The sequence below is a fragment of the Candidatus Omnitrophota bacterium genome, assembly GCA_021735655.1.
Classification (GTDB): Bacteria; Omnitrophota; Gorgyraeia; order Duberdicusellales; family 4484-171; genus JAHKAJ01.
The window spans coordinates 143,296-166,629 of record JAIPGM010000003.1; the positions used below are offsets into that span (position 1 = coordinate 143,296).

Consider the following 23,334-nt stretch of genomic DNA (forward strand, 5'->3'; position numbering starts at 1 on the left):
AGCCAAGAATGTTTGAAGAAGACTTTAGAAATACGGTAAAAAAATACTCTCTTTTGAAAAAAAGGGATAAGGTGCTTTTGGGAGTTTCTGGCGGACCAGATTCACTCTGCTTGCTTCAGCTTTTTTTAAAATTGCAGAAAGAATACTCCCTAAAGTTGATCTGCCTGCATTTTAACCACCAGCTGCGTAAAGAGGCCGATAGCGAGGAGGATTTCGTAAGGCGAGCTTGCAAGCGTTTGGGTGTTGAACTTATCTCAGAAAGTAAGCCGGTTAATGATTTTTTTAAAGGGGATTCCTTAGAACAGACGGCCAGAAACTTAAGATTTGATTTTTTCTTAAAACTTTCCCGACAGACTAAATTTAAAAAAATTGCCTTGGCTCACCATAAAGATGATTTAGTGGAAACAGTTTTGATGCGTCTGATTCGTGGCTCAGGTTTAAAAGGTTTGCAGGGTTTCTTGCCAAAATCAAAATTCAGAAGCCTTACGGTTATTAGACCGCTGATTGAATTAACGAAGAGTGATATTTTGAAATGGCTTAAACAAAACAAAATCGACTATTGTCTTGATCAGAGCAATTTTGAAGATAAGTTTTTTCGCAACCGTATACGTTCAAAGCTTATGCCTTTGCTCAAGGAGCTTAATCCGAATATAGTTAACAATATTTATAATGCGGCCAGAACTATTTCTCTCGACTACTCTTTTTTGTATAGCTTTTCGCACCAGGCTTTTTTAGCCCTTAAGATGAAAGAAGGCAAGGGTAGCATTTCTTTAAGGCTTACTGGCCTCAAGGAATTACCTAAGGCAATTTTTGCTAATGTAATTAGAATTGCGATTGAAGATTTACAAGGACACACTCGAAGGTTAGAAGCCAAGCATTTAGTTGAGGTTGATGATTTAGTTGCCAAGCGGCCTCTGGGCAGTATTGTTAATCTACCATTTTTGATGGTGAAAAAAGAGCAAAATTCTCTACTCATTCAATCCTTGATTTTATAAGCCGATACAGTATAATAATTAGCGATGAATCAGAAAAAAATCCCCAAAAAGACCAAGTCTCCCAATAATAATTTCCTGCGTTCAGGATTTTTTATTATGGCTATATTTTTGGGTGTTTTGTGGTTGACCAGCCTTTTTAACTCAGAGCTTAACGGCACCGTAAAGAAGCTTGCCTACAGTGAATTTTACTATAAATTAGAACATAATTTGGAGAAGCCGGAGATAAAGTCGGTCAAGATGATTGATAATTTGATTCAGGGCAATTTTACTGAAAGTGCAGGAGGCGATCGATTTTATTTACATATACCTGCGGATGATGAAGACTTGCTTGCTTTGTTGAGAAAGAATGTTGATAAATTCGAAGTAGAGCCACCGCGTACATTTCTTTCTAATATTCTATTTTCTTTAGGACCGATAATTATTTTGATTGGATTTTTTTGGTACATGTCTTATAAGGGTAACCAAATGGGTTCTCGGGTTTGGAGTTTTGGCAAGTCCCGGGCCAAGCTTATGGATAAGGAAAAAACAACCCGGGTTACTTTTAATGATGTTGCCGGAATCGACGAAGCCAAAGAAGAACTCGAAGAGGTGATTGATTTTTTAAAAGATCCTAAAAAATTTCAGCGCTTAGGCGGAAGATTCCCTAAGGGAGTGTTGTTAGTCGGACCTCCTGGTTGTGGAAAGACTCTATTGGCTAAGGCTGTTGCTGGGGAAGCCAAGGTTCCTTTTTATAGCATTAGTGGTTCAGATTTTGTCGAGATGTTTGTCGGAGTAGGAGCTTCCCGAGTGCGGGATCTTTTTGAGCAGGCTAAAAAAGCCGCTAAAAGCGAGAGTAAGGGATGCATTATTTTTATTGATGAAATAGATGCTGTCGGTCGCCAGCGTTTTTCCGGAGTCGGCGGAGGCCATGACGAGCGAGAGCAAACTCTAAATCAGCTATTGACTGAAATGGATGGTTTTCAGACTGAGATCGGAGTTATTGTTATGGCTGCAACCAATCGACCGGATGTTTTAGACCCGGCTTTGCTTCGTCCTGGGCGCTTTGATCGTCATGTTGTTATTTATGCTCCCGATATTCAGGGAAGAGAGGGAATTCTAAAGGTTCATACTCGTAAAATTCGTCTAGCCAAAAAAATTGACTTAAAAACAATTGCTCAAAAAACGCCTGGATTTTCGGGAGCTGATTTAGAGAATCTTTGCAATGAGGCTGCTTTATTGGCAGCTAGACATGGTAAGGAATCGGTAGAGCAGTCAGAGCTTGAAGAATCAATTGAGCGGGTAATAATGGGTCCGGAGAAAAAGAGCCGAATAATTTCTAAGCGGGAAAAAGAACTAACTGCTTACCATGAAGCTGGCCATACGATACTGTCTTTATTAATTCCGGAAGTTGATTCTTTGTCCAAGGTTTCGATAATACCTCGAGGCATGGCTGGCGGTTATACTTTTACTCCGCCGCGTGAGGATCGTTGGCATAGATCTAAAAAAGAGCTTCTTGGTACAATAACCGTGATGCTTGGCGGGAGGGTGTCCGAAGAGGTAAATCTAGATGACATTACGACTGGAGCGAGTGACGATTTGACTAAAGTAACTCAAATTGCTCGCAAGATGATTTGCGACTACGGAATGAGTGAACGATTAGGTAGCTATGCTCTTGGTTCAAACCAAGGGCCAATATTTTTAGGTCGCGACTTAATTAGAGAAAAAGACTACAGCGAAGATACTGCTAAAATAATTGATGAGGAAGTTAAGCGGATTGTTGGTGAGTGCTATACAAGAGCCAAACAACTTATTACTGATAATAAAGCCAAGCTAAAAATATTAGCTGAAGCCTTGCTCGAAAAAGAAGTATTAGATGCCAAGGAAGTCAAACGCCTAATCGGTTTTAAAGATGAGGATAACCCCAGTAGTAATAAAAAACGAACAAAAAGCTAGAGAGCTGATGAGTTCTTTAGGTGTGAGTCGCCAAGGAGTAAGAATCCTGTCTCCGAAGAGCGTCTATTCGGTTTTTAAAATTGAAGGGATTAAGTCTTGGGAGGCTAATATTCTTAAGCAGCATCTTCTTTCTCAGGGTTCAGATGCCGCCATAGAGAGAGATGCTTTGGTAAAAGATATAAGGACTGGAGCTTTGATCTTTGGCAGTTTCAGTCAGTTAAAAAATCTCTGTAAAAAACTTAAAAACCAGCCGTTTAATTTAAAAGAGATATCGCAAACTTTGTCATTTTATTTAGATAATATTCATAAAGAAACTTATATTTTTAGGGCCAACAATAAGCAGCTCAAAATAAATAAGCCATTGGTTTGTGGAATTATTAATATGACTCCGGATTCATTTTTTCAAGACGGGCTGCTTAACAAAGATCAGAAATATATACTAGAAAGAGTGGAAAAGATGCTTAAAGCCGGAGCTAAGATGATTGATATCGGTGGCGAGTCAACACGGCCATTTTCAAAGCCAATAACCGAAAAAGAAGAATTAGCTAGAGTAATTCCAACCCTTAAGGCGATAAGGAAGCGTTTCAGGAAAGTTTTAATTTCTCTAGATAGCTATAAATATTTAGTGGTTAAAGCGGCCGCAGCTGAAGGTGTTGATTTAATCAATGATATTACTGCTTTAAACGGGGATTTGCGAAAAAGTTCAGTGATTAAGAACTATAAGCTGGGTTGTGTTCTTATGCATATGAAAGGTAAACCTCGAGATATGCAGAAAAATCCTCATTATAAAGATGTTATTAGTGAGGAGTTAGATTTTTTTAAGGAGAGATTACAGTTTTGTCAGCGAATTGGTATAGATAAAGAACGGATAATGATTGATCCGGGGATAGGTTTTGGTAAAGATTTAAACGATAACCTTAAGCTTATCAATCAGCTTTATAAATTTAAGGTTTTTGGTTTGCCTTTGTTTTTGGGTTTGTCGCGGAAGTCTTTTATTGGTAAAATACTTAAAAGTGAACCTGGTGAACGTTTAGTTGGTACTCTTTCAGCGACCATCCTTAGCGTGGGCCAAGGAGCAAACATTTTACGTACTCATGACGTTGCTGAGACGGTACAAGCTTTAAAAGTAGCTTCAAAAATAACCAATAACTAATGGATTTTATTTTCAGACCTTTCAATTGGAAAAATATTGTTGAGATAATAATTCTCTGGTTTGTTATCTACCGGATTTTTATTTTCCTGAAAGGCACGAAAGCCTTTTACCTTTTGCGAGGTATAATATTTTTAGTAATTGCCCTGATAGCTTTTCATTTTTTGAGTTTTCCGGTGTTAACTAGATTGTTGGCTTATTTCTTTGCCTTTTTTATTATTTTAGTAGTTATTATTTTCCAGCCTGAGCTGCGGGAGGGTCTTATCCATTTAGGCAAACGTCATATTTTTTACATAGAACCAAAGAGAGAGGAGATCGAAAATACCTTGCGCGAAATTGTTGCCACTTCTGGTACTCTTTCACGGAAAAAAGTAGGCGCTTTAATTGCTATTAAAAGAGAAATTGCCCTTAAAAAGTTTGTTGAAAGCGGTGTAATTTTAAATGCTGACCTTACTTCCGAATTACTTCAAAATATTTTTTATCCTTTTGCCCCTTTGCATGACGGTGGAGTTATTGTCGAGGGAACAAAAGTAGTAGCATCTTCCTGCCTTTTTCCTCTTAGCGAGAATTCGAGCCTGGAGAAAACATTGGGAATGCGTCATCGGGCAGCAGTAGGTCTTTCTGAGCATTCTGATGCAGTGGTAGTAGTTGTCTCTGAAGAAAATGGTTCAATTTCTTTAGCAATTAATGGACAGCTATCAAGAAATCTTGCACCTAATGACTTACTAACAATTTTGAAAGGGCAATTTACAAAATCTCGCTAGACTTAAGATTAAAATGAATAATAAAACTAGAGAGGTGGTTTATGGAGATTTTAAAAAAGATCAATATTAAAAAAGCAATTACCCATAATTTTTGGCTTAAGTTGTTAGCTTTGATTCTTGCTGTTTTTGTTTGGCTATACGTAGCGGCAACTATTACTGGCGGGGGGCAACCAGCTTGAAATTAGGTGTCAATGTTGACCACGTTGCTACCTTGCGAAAAGCGAGGGGCACGAAATACCCTGATCCAGTGGTGGCAGCACTTTGCGCTGAATATGCTGGTTGCGATTCTATAGTTGTTCATGTCAGAGAGGATCGGCGGCATATAACTGAACGTGATGCGATCTTGATTAAACAGGCAGTAAAGGTGCCGCTTAATTTAGAGATGTCGGTAAATAAAGGCATCGTTGATTTTGCGCTAACGCTTCTTCCTGCCCAGGCGACTTTAGTTCCTGAGCGAAGATTGGAGCTAACTACTGAAGGCGGGCTGGACCTTTTAAAAAATACATCCAAGATTGTAAAGGCGATAGCTAGATTGAAAAACGCCGGAATAAGAATAAGTTTATTTATTGATCCGATAAAAAGGCAGATAACTAGAGCTAAAGAGCTAGGGGTTGATTTAATCGAGATTAATACTGGTAAATATTCAGAAAGCAAAACTCAGAGTGCTTTTAGGGTTCAGTTAACCAAGATAAAGGAAGCAGTAAAATTTGCTAGAGTTAAGAAATTAACAGTTGCCGCCGGTCATGGCCTCGATTATGAAAACACTAAATCGATTGTTAAGCTAAAAGCAATTGATGAGCTTAATATTGGCCATTCAATAGTTTCTCGAGCAGTGTTAGTAGGCTTTCCGGTAGCAGTCAGCGAAATGATTTTTTTAATTAAAGGAAAGAGTAAACTATGATAGTTGGCGTTGGTATAGATATGATAAAGATAGAGAAGATTAAATCAGCATTCGAGAAGTGGGGAGATGCTTTTCGGAATCGAGTTTTTAACGATGAGGAACTTGAGAATATTCCCCAAGGTAAGATGTACTATCAGCGTCTGGCGGCTCGTTTTGCAGCCAAAGAGGCGGTAATAAAAGCTATTTCCAAGGAACACCCCTTGGCCTTAACTGATATTATTGTTTTAAATAGAGAAAACGGAGCACCATATTGTAAATTTAAAAAAGATATTGGTGTTGATATTTTTCTTTCGATAACCCACATTGAAGACTATGCGGTTGCCTGTGCAGTTGCTCAAAAGGAATCCCGAGACACATAAGGGGGATTACGGATGCGTTTTGATTATTGGGGCCTCTTTAGGCCTGACTGGAGCAGTCTGCCTATCAGCCAGAGCAGCTTTGAAAATTGGCGCTGGCTTAGTTAGGGTAGGCGTACCTAAGTCATTAAATAATATTTTTGAAATTAAGCTAACTGAGGAGATGAGCTTACCGCTTGCCGATAAGGGAGGTTCACTCACTGAAAGCGCTTTTTCCCAAATTGAAAAAGTTTTAGATAAGGTTGATGTCTTAGTCATCGGTCCGGGAGCCAGCCTAGCTAACCCAACCAGAAAACTAATTTTAAGAATAATTAGAGATGTCGATAAACCGATAGTTATTGATGCTGATGCAATAAGTGCCTTAGCTTCTGATTTAAGTGTTTTAGATAAAAGAAAGACTAAGCAGTTAATTATTACTCCTCATTATCAGGAATTCTCGAGGCTGGTTAAGGTTGATATTGAAGAAATCAAAAAAAATAGAAAAGAGCTTGCAGGGAACTTTGCTCTTAGGTATAATCTAACCCTTGTTCTTAAGGGTAATCGTAGCTTAGTAGTTCGCAATAAAGAGTTTTTTGAAAATGACAGCGGAAATGCCGGAATGGCGACAGCTGGGTCAGGTGATGTTTTAAGCGGGATAATTGCTGGCTTAGTTGCTCAAGGATTAAAACCTTTTGAGGCAGCAAAGCTGGGAGTGTATTTGCATGGTTTAAGCGGTGACTTGGCCGTTAAAGATAAGACCGAAAGCTGTCTAATTGCTTCTGATTTAATCGACTATTTGCCTCAAGCTATTAAAAGTTCTTTGTAATTGAATAGATAATTTGCCTAGGTAGCTCAATCTGGCAGAGCACCTCACTTGTAATGAGGATGTTGGAGGTTCGATTCCTCTCCTAGGCTCGTATTTTAGGGCAGGTACCCAAGCGGCCAAAGGGGACAGACTGTAAATCTGTTGTGCTTGCACTTCGAAGGTTCAAATCCTTCCCTGCCCATTTTTTAAAGATTGATTGCGGGCGTAGTTCAGTGGTAGAACTCCAGCTTTCCAAGCTGGTCATGTCGGTTCGATTCCGATCGCCCGCTTAATGAGATTTACATTTTTTCTAAGAAAAAATGTTTAATCGAATTATCCCGGAACACTCTCAAAAAATATCAAAGAGATTTTTTGAGTATTCGGGTGTTTCGGGGTAGACTCGAATAAAGAGATACAACATGCCTGAAAAAGTTTCGATAATCGGCGCCGGGAGCTGGGGAACAACTTTAGCGGTTGTTTTGGCCAAGAAAAAAATTAAGGTTGAGCTTTATAGTGTGTTTGAAGACCACAACCTTAAGATGCAAAAAGAGCGCCAAAATCGTCTTTTCTTAAAAGGGACAAAATTTCCTAATTGTTTAGGAATAAACCCCTCCCTGGAAGGAATTCTTAATAACAAAATTATAATATTTGCTATCCCGGTTAAATTTGTCAGGAAGGTCTTAGTTAAAATTAAGAAACAAGGCGTTCGTTTAGACAATAAGATATTGGTTAGCGTTAGTAAAGGTATAGAAGCTAACTCCTTAAAGAGGGCTTCTGAGATAATTGTTGAGGAGCTAGGGGTAAGGTCGCCAGCAGTGCTTTCTGGGCCCAATATTGCCAAAGAGGTATTAGCTGGAGTTCCTTCGGCAGCCATTTTAGCCTCAAAGAACAAGGCTATTGGTAGAAAATTACAGAAGTTATTCAACAGTCCGACCTTTAGGGTCTACTTGCATAATGATCTTGTTGGCGTAGAGCTAGGAGGAGCCTTGAAAAACATCATTGCCATTGCTTGTGGAATTTCCGATGGATTAGGTTTTGGTACAAACACTAAATCAGCCTTGGCAACTAGAGGTTTGGTTGAAATTACCCGTTTGGGCAAGAAGTTAGGGGCCAATCCTAAGACTTTTTGGGGTATTAGTGGTTTAGGAGACTTAGTTACTACTTGTTTTTCTCCCTATTCGCGTAATCGTTCGGTAGGTGAGGCAATTGGTAGTGGCCAGAAAGTAAGTACGGTTATTGGAAAGATGACCATGGTTGCCGAAGGCATTGAAACAGTAAAGTCTGCCTATCGTTTAAGTAAAAAAAGAAAGATCGATATGCCAATCACCCGCCAAGTCTATGCAGTTTTTTATCAAGGAAAGTCCCCTAAGCAGGCAGTTATTGATTTAATGCGTCGTCCGCTTAAGGCTGAAAAGACCGTTTAAAATAAGACAGGGGGTTCTTCACCCCCTTAGTTTGGTTTTGTCATCAAACTCTCTTGTACCTAATTATACCATGCAAAAACTGCCATTTTCAAGGAATAAAAGGGTTGTTTTAAAAACGTTTTCAATTTTTTATTTACTGTATTATTTTAAGTTTTAAAGCCCATTTTTACTGTTAATTAAGGGCATAAAATAATGTTATATTTATTCTATTGAGCGCTTACTCAAAAGGTGGTAAAATCTTATTAGTGAATTAAGTCCAATAAATAATTAAAAGAGTGGTAACTTTAAGTACAAATATGAATTTTAGCGGTTTGACTCAATGGTTTAGTTCTAATCTTGCCAGTTTAAAAAATTTCCAATTTTCTATATTTAATCCTGTTTTTTGGATATTTTTCGCTATTTTGTTTTTAATAGCAATGAAGCTTTGGAGGTCAAAGAAAGCTTTTTCTTTTAGCTTAGTAGTTGCTTTCATTTTATTAGTTACAACTAAAGTGGAAGAGCTTATTAATAGAGCCTTGATAGCTCAATATGGAGGAACTCTTGACCCTTCTTTTTTAAGAATTGGGGCTATATTTTTTATTGCTGTTGTTTGGATATATTACGCATTTATAAGGAGTGAGAATTAAAACTATTGTTTTCTTGGGAGGTGTTGCATGAGAAGTTTAATTTGCATGTTATTGTCTGCAATATTTTTGGTAGGCTGTGTTGCTTTTGTTGATGAGAGCTCCGAAGGGAGAAAGGTTTATTCTCTTCTCCCTAGCAACAGGGAAGCTTTGTATATACTTGATCAAACTAGCCAGAAGACCCCGGATAAAGAGTTCGAAATCAAGTGGTCAGAGAAGCTTAAATGGCCGGAGAAGCTTAAGTGGCCGGAGAAGCTTAAGTGGCCAAATAATTAGAGTCAGTTTATTCTTTTAAATAAGGATATATTCGTGAAAAAAGCTTTTATCCTTGGTGGATATAATAATTATGAATTAAGGTTACACCTTTAAGGTTTTAACCTTAAAACATTCAAACTTACCTTTTTACATTTATCTTGATACCCTTAATAAACCGTGATAAAATTCTTGCTAGACATATGGGCTTTGTTTTAGGGGTGTTTTCCCCCTTCGGGAGGTGGCGCAGCCTGGATTAGCGCACTTGCATGGGGTGCAAGGGGTCGTGGGTTCGAATCCCACTCTCCCGACCAGTAGTTTAAATTAAATAAGGAGGCAACAATGGCTGAATATCCGGGCTCAGAAAGAAGGAAATTCCCTCGGTTAGATGCAAACTTTGTCATTAGCTATCGGATTAAAGAAGTGGTTGATGGCTATGATCTTACCCAGTCAAAGAATGTAAGTCAGGGGGGCATACTCTTAACTACCAATAGGTTGTTTAACAGGGGTACAATTTTAGCAATGACTATACGTTTTCCGCTTATTCCTCAGAAAATTGATGTTACTGGCGAGGTTATTGATTCTAGAGAGGTGGTACGAGATTTAATTTATGAGACTAGAATAAAATTTCTAGATTTAGATGAAGAGTTTTTTCAAAAGTTAGGTGAGTTCATCCGGGAAAATTTAAAATGATTACTAAGAAAGTTGGGATAATTGGCCTAGGAAACGTAGGTTTAGCGGTTCTTAAATCCCTCAAGAAGTACTCCTCATTAATTGCCCGTCGTAGCTCGGTAAAGATTGATGTTGTAAAGGTTTGTGATAAGCTTCGAGCCAGGGAAAAAGAGGTGAAGAAGTTTTCAGCCCGCTTTTGCACTAATCCTTTGGAGTTAATTCGAGATCCGGAAATTGACATTGTTGTTGAGCTGATTGGCGGCATTGAGCCAGCTCGTAAGCTTATCTTGGAAGCTCTAGCTAATGGCAAGGATGTGGTTACTGCCAATAAGGCACTTTTAGCTACTAGCGGTGCGAAGATTTTTTCATTGGCTGGATCTTTGAACCGTCGATTGGGATTTGAAGCTTCTGTTTGCGGAGCTATTCCGATTATAAAAAGCATTTCTGAAGGATTGGTCGGTTGCGAGGTTAAGAAAATATACGGCATTCTTAATGGAACAACAAACTATATTTTATACAAGATGGCTAAAGAGAATATCGATTTCAATCTGGCGCTTAAAAGTGCCCAAAGAGAGGGCTATGCTGAGAAAAATCCCGGTTTGGATATCGATGGTGTGGATGCAGTTCATAAGTTATGCATTCTAAGTTATCTTTGTTACGGAGTTTGGCCAAAGAAAGGAGACGTTTATTGCCAGGGTATTTCTCGAATATCAGCTTTAGATATTACTTATGCTCGGCAATTACAATATCGGATTAAATTATTGGCAGTTGCTAAAAAAGAAAAAGGTTTCCTTGACTTGCGGGTTCACCCAACACTTATTCCGATGGATCATCCTTTAGCCGGGACCTCTCTAAGTTATAATGCGGTGTATCTAGATACTAATCCTGCCGGTGAACTTCTTTTTTATGGAGAAGGGGCCGGAGGGGTAGCAACTTCTTCTTCGGTTATGTCTGATATCGTAAATATCGCCTCCTCCAAACAAGGTTTGATAAGAAAAGAGGAGAAAGTGGTTATTCGTAATACTGAAGATATAAAGAGTCGTTACTATACCCGTTTCATGATTCAGGATCATCCCGGGGTATTGGCTAAAATTTCAAAAATACTTGCTTCTTTTGATATTAGTATTGCTTCGGTTAATCAGAAAGAAAGAGATAAGGAAAAGTTCGTTCCGCTAGTCATAATTACTCACGAAGCCCGAGAGAAAAATATTCGTAAGGCTATTCTTGAGATAGATCGACTAACGATAGTCAAAGGTCATTCTCAAGTAATAAGAATTGAGGATTTATGATGGCTTACGAAGGAGTTATTTCCCGCTACAGAAAGTATCTTCCGGTAAGCAAGGCCACTCCGATAGTAACTCTTCAAGAGGGTAATACCCCACTTATTAAAGCTTCGAAAGTGTCAGCGGTTTTAGGTAAGAAGTTCAAGGTTTATCTTAAGTATGAAGGTCTTAACCCCACTGGTTCTTTTAAGGACCGGGGCATGACCATGGCTATTTCTAAGGCAAAAGAAGAGGGGGCTAAGGCGGTTATTTGTGCCTCAACTGGGAATACCTCAGCTTCGGCTGCTGCCTATGCTTGTCGCTGTGGCCTAAGGTGTATTGTAGTTATTCCTGAAGGGGCAATTGCCCTAGGTAAGCTTGCTCAAGCCCTAATTCATGGGGCAACGGTTATTGCAATTAAAGGTAACTTTGATCAAGCCTTAGAAATCGTTAAAGAGATGTCTCGTAAATATCCGGTAGAGTTAGTTAATTCGATTAACCCTTATCGCATTGAGGGTCAAAAAACAGCGGCTTTTGAGGTATCTGATTTTTTGGGTTTTGCTCCGGATTTTCATTGTCTTCCGGTAGGCAATGCTGGTAACATTACTGCTTATTGGAAAGGCTATAAAGAGTATTATTCTTATAAAAAAATTAAGCATTTACCAAAGATGTTTGGTTTTCAGGCAAAGGGTGCAGCACCAATCGTCAAAGGACATCCGGTTAAGAATCCTAAGACAATCGCTACAGCCATAAAAATTGGCAATCCGGCAAGTTGGCAAAAAGCAGTAGAGGCCCAAGATGAATCTAAAGGCTTGATCCAAGCGGTTAGTGATGCTGAGATAATTTCAGCTTATAAATTTTTGGCTCAAGAAGAAGGAGTTTTTGTTGAACCGGCCTCAGCAGCTTCAGTTGCCGGTTTATTTATGTTAAATAAGAAAAGGTTTTTTTCTAAGATCAAGAAGAAAGAAGTAAATATTGTTTGTACGCTCACCGGCCATGGCCTCAAAGATCCTCAAGTGGCGATAAGAAATATAAAATCCCCTCCAGTTGTTAAAGCTGAATTAGAAGCAGTAGTCAAGAAAGCGCGGATCTAAGGTAGTTAAAATAATGAAAGGTTTTTACGATAAGATTTCCCATATTCTCGATGAGCTAGTTGCAAAGGGCTACGATTTGCAGCTAGAGCCGCCTTTGTGGGAATTACCTAAAGACCAACAGTTTGGCGATCTTTCATCAATGGTTGCTTTAAGATTAGCTTCGAAGTTAAAAAAAGATCCTTTGGATATTGCCTCAGAGATAAAAGCTTCCCTAGAGCAGAAACTTAAAGGTTCGGTTGAAAAAATCGAGATCGTTCGACCTGGATTTATTAATATATTTTTTTCTAGGGAAGTGCTTATAGATTCCTTAAATGAGATTATCGAGAGTGGCGATAAATTCTTCCGCAGTAAAATTAAAAAGAAGATAAACATTGAATTTTTGAGTGCTAATCCAACTGGACCATTGTCGATTGCTCATGGTCGTCAGGCAGTGGTTGGTGACACAATTGCTAATATATTAGAGTTTTTTGGCAATCAGGTAAGCCGTGAATATTACCTCAACGACACTGGAAGGCAAATAGATCTTCTAAAAACCTCAGTTAAAGCTTGGCTTAAGGTTAAAAAAGGTCAGTTGCCAGAGATTCCTGAAGGTGGCTACAAGGGGCAATATTTAAAAGATGTTGCGAAAGAAGTTTTAGCTAATAAAGCCTATCGCAAGGATTCTCAAAGCTTAGATTTAGAAAAATTTGTTGTTAGCCATATACTTGATGAATTTATTAAAAAGGATCTAAAAGCTTTAGGAATAAAATTTGATAACTGGTTTAGTCAGAAAAAGCTTCTCAAGCAGGGAAAAGTTGAGGAAACCATCGGGCAGCTAAAGAAAAAGGAACTTCTTTATGAACAAGATGGAGCAATTTGGTTTAAAACTACTCAATTTGGCGATGATAAGGATAGAGTAATCAGGAAGGCTGATGGAGAGTTAACTTATTTTGCTTCTGATATCGCCTACCATAACGATAAGCTTGAGCGTAAATTCGATCAGTTAATAAATCTTTGGGGCCCAGATCATCATGGTTATATTCAAAGAGTTAAATCATCACTCAGTGCTCTAAAACATAAGCCAGATTTATTAAGGGTAGTTATTATTCAGCTGGTAACCTTAAAAACTAAAGAAAAAATGTCTAAACGGGCCGGAACCTTTGTTTTACTCTCAGATTTAATTAAAGATATTGGTGGTGATACTACTCGTTTTTATTATCTTATGAGAAAGAATTCATCACATTTGGAGTTTGATCTTGATTTAGCTAAACAGACCTCTTTTGATAATCCGCTTTACTATATTCAATATGTTTGTGCACGGATCGAGAGTATTTTTAAAAAGGCCAAGGCCGGTTCATTCAAGAGCAAATATAGTTCAAATTTAGCTGAGGTCGAGGAGATGAATCTGCTGCGTTCGCTGTTACAGTTTTCCTACTGCCTTGAGAAGGCTTATTATTCTTTAGAACCGGTATTTATTATTGAGTTTTTAAAAAGTCTAGCTGCAAGTTTCCATCGTTTCTATGAGAAAATACGAGTTATTGATGAAGATGAAAAGGTAACTAAGGCAAGACTTAACCTCTTGCAAGGGGTTAAGGTCGTTTTCTCATCAGGATTAAATCTCTTAGGGATAACCCCGGCTAAAAAAATGTAATGACCAAAAAGATTTGGAGAATAAAAGAGCTAAATTCTCAAGCTCAAGAGCTAGCTAAGAAATATAACTTACCCTGCTATTTAGTTCAAGTTCTTATAAATCGTGATATCGCCGAGAGAGACTTCGGTTTGTTTCTTAATTCTAGCCAGGCTGACTTTCATGACCCAAACTTACTTCCTGATATTCAAAAAGCCGTTGAAAGAATAAAGCTTGCTTCGCACAATAAAGAAAAGGTTTTAGTTTTCGGCGATTACGACGTTGACGGAATAACTTCTTTAGTTATTTTTAATGAATATGCTAAGAACTTTCCTGAAAGCTTTAGTTTCTATATTCCTCATCGGATTAAAGATGGCTATGGCCTAAACCGAGAGGCAATTTTACGAGCTAAAGAGGAGAGGATTAGCTTGATCCTTGCTTTTGATTGTGGAACCAATGGCTATGATGAAGTAAAGTTAGCACAGTCTTTGGGAATAGATGTTGTTGTAGTCGATCATCATCTTTTAAAAGGCGACCAAGGCTTAAGTTGTGCTTTGGTTAACCCTAAAAGAAATGATTCTGAATATCCTTTTTCTGAGTTGAGCACGGGGGCTTTGTCTTTTAAGTTGCTTCAGCTTTTAGTTGGAAAAGATTGTCATGAGGTTTTAGATTTAGTTGCTTTATCGCTTATTTGTGATGTTGTTCCGCTTAATGGTGAGAATCGGATTTTGCTTAAAGAAGGATTGAGGGTTCTTAAGTTAAGCCAACGGTCAGCGATTATCGCTCTTTGTAAAGTTTCCGGCATAAAGCAAAGGAATATCGATACTTTTCATGTTGGTTATATTCTTGGACCAAGGATTAATGCTTCTGGTAGGGTAGCCCATGCTAATGATTCTTTTAAGCTATTTTTAACCGAGAATCAAGAGGAGGCTTTCAAGTTAGCTACCAAATTAAGTGAATATAATAAGTTGCGTAAAAATATCGAAACTCAGATTTTAAAAGAAGCTGAACAACACCTCCAGAATAGTTACTTGGAGCATTCAGCGATAGTCGTATCCGGAGACAATTGGCATCAGGGAGTTTTAGGTATTGTTGCTTCTCGTCTGGCCGATAAATACCGTAAACCAACATTTGTTATTTCTTTTGATCAGGAGGTAGGCAAAGGTTCGGCTCGTTCTATTCATAGCGTGCATCTCCTGGAGATGCTTGATCAATGTGCTGATTCACTTATTGGTTATGGTGGTCATCGTAAAGCCGCCGGAGTTCATATAGCTAAGGCTGAATTGGAAAACTTTCGTGATAAGATCAGCACCTTAATTGAAGAAAGTTTAAGCCCGGAAGATTTTATACCGGTGCTTGATATTGATGCTAAATTGAATTTTTGCGATATTAGTATTGAGCTAGCTGAAAGTTTAGAAAATTTAAAGCCTTATGGTGAAGGTAATTCAGCTGGGCAATTTTTTAGCAGTAATATTTTTAAGAAAAGCGTTCCTAAAAGAATAGGCTATGGATCTTCAGTTTGGCTAAGTGATGGTGATAGGACCTACGAGGCAATAATTTACGATAAAAATATTTTAGAAATTATGAATTCTGGCGATAAGCTGGATATAGTTTTTACTCTCGGCATGAACACATACCATAATATTCCGCGGTTAGTTATCAGGGGTGCTAGACTTTCTGGAGGCAAAGGATAGCTTTCCAGCTTTTATACATTTAGTACAAACTAGAGTTTTTTTAACTTTTCCTTTGACGATTACTCTTCTAGATTGTAAATTTGGCAGGAACCTTCTTTTGGTTATACCGGTAGTTTTTAAGCCCACCCCACCCTTTGCTTTAGGCAAACCTCTCCGGGCAATGCTTGAACCAGTTTGAGCTTTTTTTCCACAAATACCACAACGTCTACTCATAGGTAATCTACTATACTTTTAAATTAAATATTGTCAAGAAAAATATTATTTTCTTATGGCAAAGGCCATATTTGCAGGTAAAATGGGGCTATTTTGGCTGAAAACGTTTACAGTATTTCTTTGTTATACCCTGTTCAGGGTGGTTAAATCCATGGTATATAAGAGGTGTTAAAGCGTTCTTTGGAATTGAATCTCGTAGCGAAAAGGCAAACCTCAAGAAATTGTGGGGCGCAAAGCTCAAAGAGCCTAAAGGCCAAGTAAGTTCAAATGGCTAGGGTAGTCAGCTGCCGAATTATCTGATTAAGTTGGATAGGTAACCCATAGTCTTTTAGCTATGGGTTTTTTTGTTATAGAGGGGGGCTTAATTTAGACACTTGGGAAAAAGGGGAGGTATGCGATGGTTAAGAAAATCGTGGCTTTGATGTTGGTGATTGGTATATGCAGTATGAGTTTTGGTGCTTATGCGTATGATCAGAATGCAGCTACAAAACTTGCTCGTGGTATTGTCAATGGAGTTACTTCTTGGATAGAGGTTCCGAAACAAGTTTATCTAGTTTCTAAAGAGAGAGAGCCTTTAACTGGCATAACTTATGGTATGGTTAAGGGAGTTGTTTATACGGTTTTACGGGTAACTGAAGGAGCTTATGATATAGCATCTTTTGCGATACCGCCTTATGACCAACCACTTCTTGAACCAGAATTTGTTTTTGAAGGTTGGGAATAAGTATAATTTAGAATATTAGCTCTTCCTCTTAAAAAGCAGGAAAAAAGGGCAGGTTCTTATAGGGCCTGTCCTTTTTTTATTTATTATAGTTTGGGTATTTTTCCAAGCAGGGCGGTGTCGTTGTCCTTGTTGGCTAAAGCGCGGGCTTTCTTGAAATGTTTTTTTGCTTCCTTTACCTTGCCAGCGCCTGAAGCAATCATTCCTAAGTTGTAATATATTTTAGCATTGTTCTTGTCTACCTTTAGAGCTTTATTTAAGACTCTGATGGCTTCGGGGTAGTTTTTTAGTTTTCCGTAGGCTGCCCCGAGATTAATATAAGATTTTACAAACGAAGGATCCTGCTTAATTGCTTCTTCAAAGTATTCAGCGGCTAGATCAAAATTATTTAGGTAAGCATAGATCACACCTAGTCGATAATGAGCCTGAGGGTTGTTAGGATTAAGCGAAATACTTTGTTGCAGGCAGTCAATTGCCTTTTCGGTTTCATTATTTTTAAAATGAGCTGAAGCCTTCCTTAGGAGATTCATTGCTTCTAGGGTTTTATGGCTTTGGGGAGTTTGAGAATCTTTTGATATTGCATCCAGATCTTTGGCATATATAGTTTTGGTTATTGTTTGAGGGTCGATTTCTTCACTTTCGGTAATTTCTTGAGGCTCTGGCTTTCGGAGAATATTTTGCTGGGCTAGACTTAAACCATTAAGGGCTTCTTTTAAGCCGGGCTTTAATTCTAGGCATTGAGAAAAATAATCAACCGCTTCTTGGTAGTTTTCTTTTTGATAGGCGCATAGCCCGAGATTATAGAAGATAATATATTTTTTCGGATAGTTTTCTTTAGCTAGCTTTTTTGCTTGGCTGAGTTCCTCTTGAGCTTGATTATACTCGTAGCGATTGATATGGATAATGGCGAGATTGATATAACTTTCGGGAAATTCCGGAAAGAGGAATTTAGCCTTTTCAAATTCAAATTTAGCATCAGAATATTTTTTGTTTTCAAGTAATTCTAATCCGACAGCAATATTTCGGTCGTAAAGGTATTTAAGTGGTGGCTCTTGTTCATTTTCTTCCAGGAAATCAAAGGCATAAGCAAGAGGGATATTTAATGCAAATAGAAATAATATGGCAAGGAGTAAAGACCTTATTTTCATTGATTCTATTCTAATACAGAATGTTTTGTTTTTCAACTAATAAAGGAACTTTAATTTCTTGAGCTATAGATCTTGGCGTAATTGATTTTCGGCGTTAACGATATCGCGATTTACTTTTTTCAAAGTCTGCGATATTTTTATCGCTAGTTGAGGGTTGATTATGTTTGATGAGCGTATTTCCCGCAAGACCTGAATCCCCATTCTGAAATAACGTACTAGTTCACCTTCGTCAACAAAACATTGTTTATGTGTGTTGATGAAGCTTTGCCCTTGATACCACATTTTTGAGGCTTGACCTAGGTGGAAGAAGAACTTTTTGCTTAAAGGGTATATTCTAAAAAGACGTTCTTTTTTGTGAATATTTTTTATGAACTTATTTAGGCTTTGTTTAGTAGCTTTCATTTTTTTGCTTAGCTTAGGCCTGATTTCACCTTTTCGCGGCTCATAAACTAGAGCGATTATCAGAATAAATAGGCTTTCTGAATCAAGCGAATCAAGAAAGCCCCCCTCAAACAGTTCACCGATAGTGAGTTCAAAACTGTATACTCGGGCTGCTAGTTCTCCTTTTTGGCTTAAACTATTACCAGTGATATAGTTTAAGTCTTTGAGAAGTTTTATTTTTCTTTTGAACAGGTCCAGAGTTTCTTTTTTCTCCCAAGATTTGCTTTGGTAACAGTGGAAGCTTTTAGGGTAGATATCATAGATTCGATCGCCCATTATTTGATATAGATTAAGAATTGTTGCATAGCGGGAGTTAAGTTGACTTTTTATCGGCTCATAGTTTCCGTAGATGATGCTTTCTAGGCTTCGGCCATCAATATGAGATGGGTTTATTCTTGAAAAGACAAATCCTTCTTGGTCAATTCCCCGCCGACCGGCTCGTCCAGCCATTTGATAAAAGTCACGAGTTTTAAGGTAACCATGGTAATGGCCGTAGAATTTACTCATAGTGTCAAAGACAACTGTTTTTGCTGGCATGTTTACCCCAAGAGCAAAAGTTTCGGTGGTAAAGATTAGCTTTATTAGACCGGTAGTAAAGAGACGTTCGATAAGTTCTTTTAAGGTTGGCAGTAGCCCAGCATGGTGATAGGCAATGCCTTTTTTGATCAAGGGTATTAAGAAATTTATATGCGGAGATGAATCGATGTTAAATTTTTTAACCAACTGGTCAAAAAGGTTTATTATTTTAGTTTTTTCATCAAGGGTGAGAAAATCAAAGTAGCTTACCTCTTGAGCTAATTCTTCACAGCGACGCCGTGAGAAGGAAAAATAAACACAAGGTTGAGCTTTTTTCTGGCTAATGGCGGTAATAAGTGTTTTTATTCGGTTCGGCTTAGAAAATACGTAGCGTTCTTGGTAGGAGGGATTTTTTAAGTTTTTGCGCAAGTGCGGTGATTTTTTCAGACTTGAGAAATCGTAAAATATTTCATTATTGCATTGAAAGAAAAAATGGAGCGGTACTGGCCTATTTTCTTCAATAATTGTCTTAAGTTGAAAGGAATGAACTTTTTGCAGCCAGCCGGTAAACTGTTTAATGTTAGGAATCGTTGCGCTCAGAGCTAATATTTTCATCTGTGGCGGTAGGAGGATTATTGCTTCCTCCCAGACAGTCCCTCGTTCAATATCATCAAGATAATGGATTTCGTCAAAAATAATCCATTCTCGGTGTTCAAATTCATGAGGGTTTACCAGAATAGCGTTGCGGAATATCTCAGTGGTCATAATTAAAATCGGGGCTTGGCGGTTGATACTTACGTCGCCGGTTAGGATGCCAACTTGTTCGGGGTATTTTTTAGAAAAGTCTCGGAATTTTTGATTACTGAGAGCTTTGATTGGAGCGGTATAGATTATACCTTTTTTTTTCTTTAGTGAGTCTTCAATAATGTATTCAGCAATTAAGGTTTTGCCAGCCCCGGTGGGTGCACTGACAATTACTGAATTGTTATTTCGGGAAGCCTCAATAGCTTGGTTTTGAAATTTGTCGAGCTTGAAAGGTTTCATTTAAAAATTGGTGGAGCCGGAGGGATTTGAACCCTCGACCTCAACACTGCCAGTGTTGCGTGCTCCCAACTGCACCACGGCCCCAAGATCGCTGTAATTTATAAAGAATATTATCATTTAGCTGGCAAATTGTCAATTGACAAAGAAATTGGGGGGTGTTATGATTTTTTATCTGTATTTTGTTTTAGCCGGAGTGGCGGAATTGGCAGACGCGCGGGATTCAAAATCCCGTCCTGGCGACAGGGTGTGGGTTCAAGTCCCTCCTCCGGCATATGTAAAATAATCAGAGGAGCAAGAGCTAGTTGCTTAGATTAGGTGTTCACGTATCAATTGCCGGTAAGATCTATAAGTCTGTAGATAGGGCAGCGGAATTAGGTTGCAACACCATGCAGATTTTTTCCCGTAGCCCCCGACAATGGCGCAAAACCGATATTAGTCAGGAAGATGCTGATATATTTAAAAAAAGAGCAAAGGAAAAAAATATCAGCCCAATCGTTGTTCATATACCTTATACGCTTAACTTAGCTTCTTGCCGACAATCATTTCATAAAATTACGATAAAAGATTTTATCGCTGATCTTCTTGAAGTTGATAAATTAGGGGCCGATTATCTTGTAACTCATATGGGTTCATATAAGGGTGGAACCGAACTCGGTGGCCTTTCACGCATAGTTAATGCTTTGAAGAAAATACTTAAAGAGACTAAAGGGGTTAAAACTATGGTTCTTCTTGAAAATACTTCAGGCTCTGGTAGTTGGCTAGGCTATAAATTTTCTCATCAAAAGTTTATCTTTGATGAACTTAGTCATACCAAGCGTGTTGGCTTGTGTCTAGATACTGCTCATGCCTGGGCTGCTGGATATAAAATAAACGATGCTGTTGGCCTTAGTGGATTATTGAGGGAGATTGACCGGGAAGTTGGCCTTGAGCGAGTAAAAGTAATTCATATTAATGATACCTTAGAAGAATTAGATTCACGTCACGATCGTCATTTTGCAATCGGTGAGGGAAAAATCGGTAAAAGGGGATTTAGTTTGATACTAAATCATCCTAAGTTGAAAGATATTCCGTTTATCTTAGAGACTCCGAGGAAAGATGAAGGTGATGATCAGAAAAATATAAAGATGGTGCGGCAATTGTATAAAGGTTAGTTATAAGAGGTTTAGTTATATGAATTACAATAAGAAGATTGATAAAAAATGGCAAAATAAATGGATAAAGCAGGGAATTTTTTCTGTAGATAATAAAGACTCAGCAAAACCTAAATATTACTGCCTGGTAATGTTTCCTTATCCATCGAGTGAACTCCATGTTGGTCATGCCCGAAACTATGTAATTGGCGACGCTGTTGGTCGCTATAAAAGAATGCAGGGGCTTGGTGTTCTTTCTCCGATGGGTTGGGATGCTTTTGGGCTGCCGGCTGAGAATCAGGCAATTAAACATAAGATTCATCCCAAGACCTGGACTTTTAAAAATATTAAGCGGATAAAGGAGCAATTGGCAAGTTGGGGGGTAGGCTATGATTGGCCACGAGAAATCGCAACTTGTGATCCGGAATATTATAAGTGGACCCAGTGGCTTTTTTTGAGGTTATATAAAAAAGGTTTAGCCTATCGCAAAGAAGCCCCGGTTAACTGGTGCGAATCTTGTAAAACCGTTTTAGCTAATGAACAGGTAACTAACGGAAAGTGTGAGCGTTGTTCAAATGAGGTTAACCAGAAAAATTTAGAGCAATGGTTTTTTAAAATTACTGACTATGCTGACCGTCTTTTAGATGATTTAAAACTTTTAGAACAGTGGCCGGAGCGGGTAAGAACGATGCAGGATAACTGGATTGGTAAGTCTTTCGGTGCTGAGATTAACTTTCCGGTTGAAAATTCAGAACTTAAGTTTAACTGTTTTACTACTCGAGCCGACACTATCTTTGGGGCAACTTTTTTGGGTTTAAGTTGGGGCCATCCTTATGTGGTTGAGTTAATAAAAGATCTTGCCAATAAAGACGAGATTGAAGCTTTTATTGAAAAGGTAAAAAAGCAACCTCAGTCAGCTCGTCTAATAGATAATTTTGAAAAGGAAGGAGTTTTTACCGGAAAGTTCGCAATTAATCCGATGACCGGTGAAAAGATACCGATTTGGATTGCTAATTATATTCTTTCCGGATATGGAACCGGAGCAATCATGTGCGTTCCGGCTCATGATTCAAGAGACTTGGAATTTGCTAAGAAGTATAGCCTACCGATTGTTGAAGTCATTGAAGCCGAAGATAAACAAAAGCGCCTTAGCATAAGCCAAGAAGCTTACGAAGGGGAAGGGTCTTTAATTAATTCGGGAAAGTTTGATCGCCTAGGCTCGGAAGAAGCTAAAGAGCAAATCGTTGATTTTATGGAAAATAACAATATTGGGAAAAGGTCGGTTAATTATAAGCTTAGGGATTGGCTGGTGTCGCGTCAGCGTTATTGGGGGGCACCGATTCCGATTATTTATTGTGAGGCTTGCGGTGAGGTTGCAGTGGAGGATAAAGATTTACCGGTTCTTTTACCGGAAGTAAAAGAGTTCTTACCTACTGGGCAATCTCCTTTAACTTATATTGATAAGTTTATTAAGGTTAAATGTCCTAAATGTGGTAAGCCAGCTCGTAGGGAAACCGATACCATGGATACCTTTGTGGATTCTAGTTGGTACTATTTACGTTACATATCGCCTAAAGAGAAAAAAACAGCTTTTGTAAGTAATGATGTAAATAAGTGGCTACCGGTAGATCAATATATCGGAGGGGTAGAGCATGCAATTTTACATTTGATGTATTCGCGTTTTATTAATAAGTTTCTTCAAGATGAGGGGCTGATAGATTTTTCTGAGCCATTTAAGCGTTTGTTTACTCAAGGCATGATTGTGAAAGATGGCAATAAGATGTCTAAGTCCAAGGGTAATGTGGTTGCTCCTGATTATATTATTGATAAGTACGGAGCCGATACCATGCGGCTTTACATTCTTTTTATCGGCCCGCCGGAGAAAGATGCCGAATGGCAGGATGAGGGATTGCTCGGCGCTTGGCGGTTCATTCAAAGGTCATTAAAGTTGGTTGATATGTTTAAGGAGTGTTCAAAAGAAGATAACCATGAGCCAAATAATCAAGAAAAGGCTTTACTCAGAAAAGTACATTCAACGATTAAAGAAGTTACCAAGGACTTAGAGGGAAATTTTCAATTTAATACGGCTATTTCAAAAATTATGGAGTTAGTGAACCAGGCCTATAAGGGTATTAGCGAGGCAGCCTTAAGTAAGGATATTTTAAGGCAAACTGTTGATACGGTGTTTTTGCTTTTATCTCCTTTTACTCCGCACATCAGTGAAGAGGTTAATGAAATTCTTGGCAATAAAGAGTCTGTTTTGAAGCGTTCTTGGCCGGTAGTCAAAGAAGAGTATTTAAAGCAAGCTGAGGTTGAGATCGCAGTTTCAATAAATGGTAAGGTGAAGGATAGATTAAAGATAGATGTTAATTGGTCTAAGGAAGAAGTTGAAGTTAAAGCCTTAGCCTTAGAGAAGATAAAAAAATCACTACAAGAAAAACCGCCCAAGAAAGTCGTCTACATCGATAAGAGAATTGTTAATATTGTGGTTTAACTTTTCTTTGATGACAAAATCACCATATTATACGAACTTCGTATTTGCTGCTATTATGGACATTTTACGAAACAATATTATAAGGAAAAACCTTATAATTGGTTATATTATTATGATA

22 protein-coding genes, 6 tRNA genes and 1 riboswitch are annotated in these 23,334 nt (G+C 38.3%); of the genes, 24 read left to right on the top strand and 4 right to left on the bottom strand.

Annotated elements, in window-relative coordinates:
• Positions 1-8 precede the first annotated feature (8 nt).
• The 20 genes from tilS to recJ all read left to right on the top strand — a co-directional run bounded on the left by tilS (position 9) and on the right by recJ (position 15,509).
• Positions 9-995: a tRNA lysidine(34) synthetase TilS gene (tilS, locus tag K9L86_03415; GenBank protein ID MCF7907911.1), complete on the top strand. Its 987-nt coding sequence runs from the start codon at positions 9-11 to the stop codon at positions 993-995.
• A 96-nt stretch (positions 996-1,091) separates the two neighbouring features.
• Positions 1,092-2,927, top strand: coding sequence for an ATP-dependent zinc metalloprotease FtsH (gene ftsH / locus K9L86_03420; protein MCF7907912.1), 1,836 nt, complete (start codon positions 1,092-1,094; stop codon positions 2,925-2,927).
• The gene (gene folP / locus K9L86_03425) at positions 2,884-4,080 is read left to right on the top strand and encodes a dihydropteroate synthase (protein MCF7907913.1); all 1,197 of its coding nucleotides are present in this window, start codon (positions 2,884-2,886) and stop codon (positions 4,078-4,080) included. The genes ftsH and folP overlap by 44 nt, the downstream gene beginning before the upstream one ends.
• Entirely contained in the window at positions 4,080-4,841 is a 762-nt protein-coding gene (gene cdaA, locus K9L86_03430; protein MCF7907914.1) for a diadenylate cyclase CdaA, read from the top strand. Before folP ends, cdaA begins: the two co-directional genes overlap by 1 nt.
• A 41-nt stretch (positions 4,842-4,882) precedes the next feature.
• Complete coding sequence (locus K9L86_03435) at positions 4,883-5,020, top strand: hypothetical protein (GenBank protein ID MCF7907915.1); 138 nt, start codon at positions 4,883-4,885, stop codon at positions 5,018-5,020.
• Positions 5,017-5,742, top strand: coding sequence for a pyridoxine 5'-phosphate synthase (locus tag K9L86_03440; GenBank protein MCF7907916.1), 726 nt, complete (start codon positions 5,017-5,019; stop codon positions 5,740-5,742). Before K9L86_03435 ends, K9L86_03440 begins: the two co-directional genes overlap by 4 nt.
• Positions 5,739-6,101, top strand: a complete 363-nt coding sequence (locus K9L86_03445) for a holo-ACP synthase (GenBank protein MCF7907917.1) — start codon at positions 5,739-5,741, stop codon at positions 6,099-6,101. Before K9L86_03440 ends, K9L86_03445 begins: the two co-directional genes overlap by 4 nt.
• Entirely contained in the window at positions 6,055-6,903 is an 849-nt protein-coding gene (locus tag K9L86_03450; GenBank protein MCF7907918.1) for an NAD(P)H-hydrate dehydratase, read from the top strand. Before K9L86_03445 ends, K9L86_03450 begins: the two co-directional genes overlap by 47 nt.
• A 15-nt stretch (positions 6,904-6,918) precedes the next feature.
• A tRNA-Thr gene (locus K9L86_03455) sits at positions 6,919-6,992 on the top strand.
• Positions 6,993-7,001: 9 nt separating this feature from the next.
• Positions 7,002-7,084: transfer RNA gene (locus tag K9L86_03460), tRNA-Tyr, on the top strand.
• Positions 7,085-7,101: 17 nt separating this feature from the next.
• Positions 7,102-7,172: transfer RNA gene (locus K9L86_03465), tRNA-Gly, on the top strand.
• A gap of 129 nt (positions 7,173-7,301) precedes the next feature.
• Complete coding sequence (locus tag K9L86_03470) at positions 7,302-8,306, top strand: NAD(P)-dependent glycerol-3-phosphate dehydrogenase (protein MCF7907919.1); 1,005 nt, start codon at positions 7,302-7,304, stop codon at positions 8,304-8,306.
• Positions 8,307-8,581: 275 nt separating this feature from the next.
• Positions 8,582-8,932, top strand: coding sequence for a hypothetical protein (locus K9L86_03475; GenBank protein MCF7907920.1), 351 nt, complete (start codon positions 8,582-8,584; stop codon positions 8,930-8,932).
• Between the two features lie 27 nt (positions 8,933-8,959).
• Positions 8,960-9,205: a hypothetical protein gene (locus K9L86_03480; protein MCF7907921.1), complete on the top strand. Its 246-nt coding sequence runs from the start codon at positions 8,960-8,962 to the stop codon at positions 9,203-9,205.
• A 211-nt stretch (positions 9,206-9,416) separates the two neighbouring features.
• Positions 9,417-9,495 (top strand) — tRNA-Pro (locus tag K9L86_03485).
• A 28-nt stretch (positions 9,496-9,523) separates the two neighbouring features.
• The gene (locus tag K9L86_03490; GenBank protein ID MCF7907922.1) at positions 9,524-9,874 is read left to right on the top strand and encodes a PilZ domain-containing protein; all 351 of its coding nucleotides are present in this window, start codon (positions 9,524-9,526) and stop codon (positions 9,872-9,874) included.
• Entirely contained in the window at positions 9,871-11,142 is a 1,272-nt protein-coding gene (locus K9L86_03495) for a homoserine dehydrogenase (GenBank protein MCF7907923.1), read from the top strand. The genes K9L86_03490 and K9L86_03495 overlap by 4 nt, the downstream gene beginning before the upstream one ends.
• Positions 11,139-12,209 carry a threonine synthase gene (gene thrC, locus K9L86_03500; protein ID MCF7907924.1) on the top strand — a complete coding sequence of 357 codons (1,071 nt, stop codon included), beginning with the start codon at positions 11,139-11,141 and terminating at the stop codon, positions 12,207-12,209. The genes K9L86_03495 and thrC overlap by 4 nt, the downstream gene beginning before the upstream one ends.
• Positions 12,210-12,222: 13 nt before the next feature.
• Positions 12,223-13,839: an arginine--tRNA ligase gene (gene argS / locus K9L86_03505; protein MCF7907925.1), complete on the top strand. Its 1,617-nt coding sequence runs from the start codon at positions 12,223-12,225 to the stop codon at positions 13,837-13,839.
• Complete coding sequence (gene recJ / locus K9L86_03510) at positions 13,839-15,509, top strand: single-stranded-DNA-specific exonuclease RecJ (protein MCF7907926.1); 1,671 nt, start codon at positions 13,839-13,841, stop codon at positions 15,507-15,509. Before argS ends, recJ begins: the two co-directional genes overlap by 1 nt.
• Here the strand turns inward: recJ and rpmB are convergent.
• Positions 15,468-15,722, bottom strand: a complete 255-nt coding sequence (gene rpmB / locus K9L86_03515) for a 50S ribosomal protein L28 (protein MCF7907927.1) — start codon at positions 15,720-15,722, stop codon at positions 15,468-15,470. The genes recJ and rpmB overlap by 42 nt on opposite strands.
• A 195-nt stretch (positions 15,723-15,917) precedes the next feature.
• Positions 15,918-16,014, top strand: a riboswitch (cyclic di-GMP riboswitch).
• 105 nt (positions 16,015-16,119) lie between these two features.
• Between rpmB and K9L86_03520 the strand changes: the two genes are divergently transcribed.
• Positions 16,120-16,446: an exosortase system-associated protein, TIGR04073 family gene (locus tag K9L86_03520; protein ID MCF7907928.1), complete on the top strand. Its 327-nt coding sequence runs from the start codon at positions 16,120-16,122 to the stop codon at positions 16,444-16,446.
• 83 nt (positions 16,447-16,529) lie between these two features.
• On the opposite strand, the gene K9L86_03525 is transcribed toward K9L86_03520, so the two are convergent.
• From K9L86_03525 to K9L86_03535, 3 genes are all read right to left on the bottom strand, one after another.
• On the bottom strand, positions 16,530-17,591 hold the full coding sequence (locus K9L86_03525; protein MCF7907929.1) for a tetratricopeptide repeat protein: 1,062 nt from the start codon (positions 17,589-17,591) through the stop codon (positions 16,530-16,532).
• Between the two features lie 63 nt (positions 17,592-17,654).
• Complete coding sequence (locus K9L86_03530; protein MCF7907930.1) at positions 17,655-19,592, bottom strand: DEAD/DEAH box helicase; 1,938 nt, start codon at positions 19,590-19,592, stop codon at positions 17,655-17,657.
• Between the two features lie 8 nt (positions 19,593-19,600).
• Positions 19,601-19,676: transfer RNA gene (locus K9L86_03535), tRNA-Ala, on the bottom strand.
• A 103-nt stretch (positions 19,677-19,779) separates the two neighbouring features.
• Here K9L86_03535 and K9L86_03540 point away from each other — a divergent pair.
• The 3 genes from K9L86_03540 to leuS all read left to right on the top strand — a co-directional run bounded on the left by K9L86_03540 (position 19,780) and on the right by leuS (position 23,216).
• Positions 19,780-19,863: transfer RNA gene (locus K9L86_03540), tRNA-Leu, on the top strand.
• Between the two features lie 31 nt (positions 19,864-19,894).
• Positions 19,895-20,743 (top strand): deoxyribonuclease IV, encoded by an 849-nt coding sequence (locus tag K9L86_03545; protein ID MCF7907931.1) that lies wholly within the window; start codon positions 19,895-19,897, stop codon positions 20,741-20,743.
• Between the two features lie 19 nt (positions 20,744-20,762).
• The gene (gene leuS / locus K9L86_03550; GenBank protein MCF7907932.1) at positions 20,763-23,216 is read left to right on the top strand and encodes a leucine--tRNA ligase; all 2,454 of its coding nucleotides are present in this window, start codon (positions 20,763-20,765) and stop codon (positions 23,214-23,216) included.
• Positions 23,217-23,334 lie beyond the last annotated feature (118 nt).

Excerpts from the sequence above, each read along its gene's own strand:
- K9L86_03480 (MCF7907921.1), top strand. The coding sequence starts at position 8,960 with ATGAGAAGTTTAATTTGCATGTTATTGTCTGCAATATTTTTGGTAGGC.
- recJ (MCF7907926.1), top strand. The coding sequence starts at position 13,839 with ATGACCAAAAAGATTTGGAGAATAAAAGAGCTAAATTCTCAAGCTCAA.
- cdaA (MCF7907914.1), top strand. The coding sequence starts at position 4,080 with ATGGATTTTATTTTCAGACCTTTCAATTGGAAAAATATTGTTGAGATA.
- folP (MCF7907913.1), top strand. The coding sequence starts at position 2,884 with ATGAGGATAACCCCAGTAGTAATAAAAAACGAACAAAAAGCTAGAGAG.
- tilS (MCF7907911.1), top strand. The coding sequence starts at position 9 with ATGTTTGAAGAAGACTTTAGAAATACGGTAAAAAAATACTCTCTTTTG.
- ftsH (MCF7907912.1), top strand. The coding sequence starts at position 1,092 with ATGGCTATATTTTTGGGTGTTTTGTGGTTGACCAGCCTTTTTAACTCA.
- K9L86_03530 (MCF7907930.1), bottom strand. The coding sequence starts at position 19,592 with ATGAAACCTTTCAAGCTCGACAAATTTCAAAACCAAGCTATTGAGGCT.
- argS (MCF7907925.1), top strand. The coding sequence starts at position 12,223 with ATGAAAGGTTTTTACGATAAGATTTCCCATATTCTCGATGAGCTAGTT.
- K9L86_03435 (MCF7907915.1), top strand. The coding sequence starts at position 4,883 with ATGGAGATTTTAAAAAAGATCAATATTAAAAAAGCAATTACCCATAAT.
- K9L86_03445 (MCF7907917.1), top strand. The coding sequence starts at position 5,739 with ATGATAGTTGGCGTTGGTATAGATATGATAAAGATAGAGAAGATTAAA.
- K9L86_03495 (MCF7907923.1), top strand. The coding sequence starts at position 9,871 with ATGATTACTAAGAAAGTTGGGATAATTGGCCTAGGAAACGTAGGTTTA.
- K9L86_03470 (MCF7907919.1), top strand. The coding sequence starts at position 7,302 with ATGCCTGAAAAAGTTTCGATAATCGGCGCCGGGAGCTGGGGAACAACT.
- K9L86_03525 (MCF7907929.1), bottom strand. The coding sequence starts at position 17,591 with ATGAAAATAAGGTCTTTACTCCTTGCCATATTATTTCTATTTGCATTA.
- thrC (MCF7907924.1), top strand. The coding sequence starts at position 11,139 with ATGATGGCTTACGAAGGAGTTATTTCCCGCTACAGAAAGTATCTTCCG.
- K9L86_03450 (MCF7907918.1), top strand. The coding sequence starts at position 6,055 with ATGCGGTTGCCTGTGCAGTTGCTCAAAAGGAATCCCGAGACACATAAG.
- rpmB (MCF7907927.1), bottom strand. The coding sequence starts at position 15,722 with ATGAGTAGACGTTGTGGTATTTGTGGAAAAAAAGCTCAAACTGGTTCA.
- K9L86_03490 (MCF7907922.1), top strand. The coding sequence starts at position 9,524 with ATGGCTGAATATCCGGGCTCAGAAAGAAGGAAATTCCCTCGGTTAGAT.
- K9L86_03520 (MCF7907928.1), top strand. The coding sequence starts at position 16,120 with ATGGTTAAGAAAATCGTGGCTTTGATGTTGGTGATTGGTATATGCAGT.
- leuS (MCF7907932.1), top strand. The coding sequence starts at position 20,763 with ATGAATTACAATAAGAAGATTGATAAAAAATGGCAAAATAAATGGATA.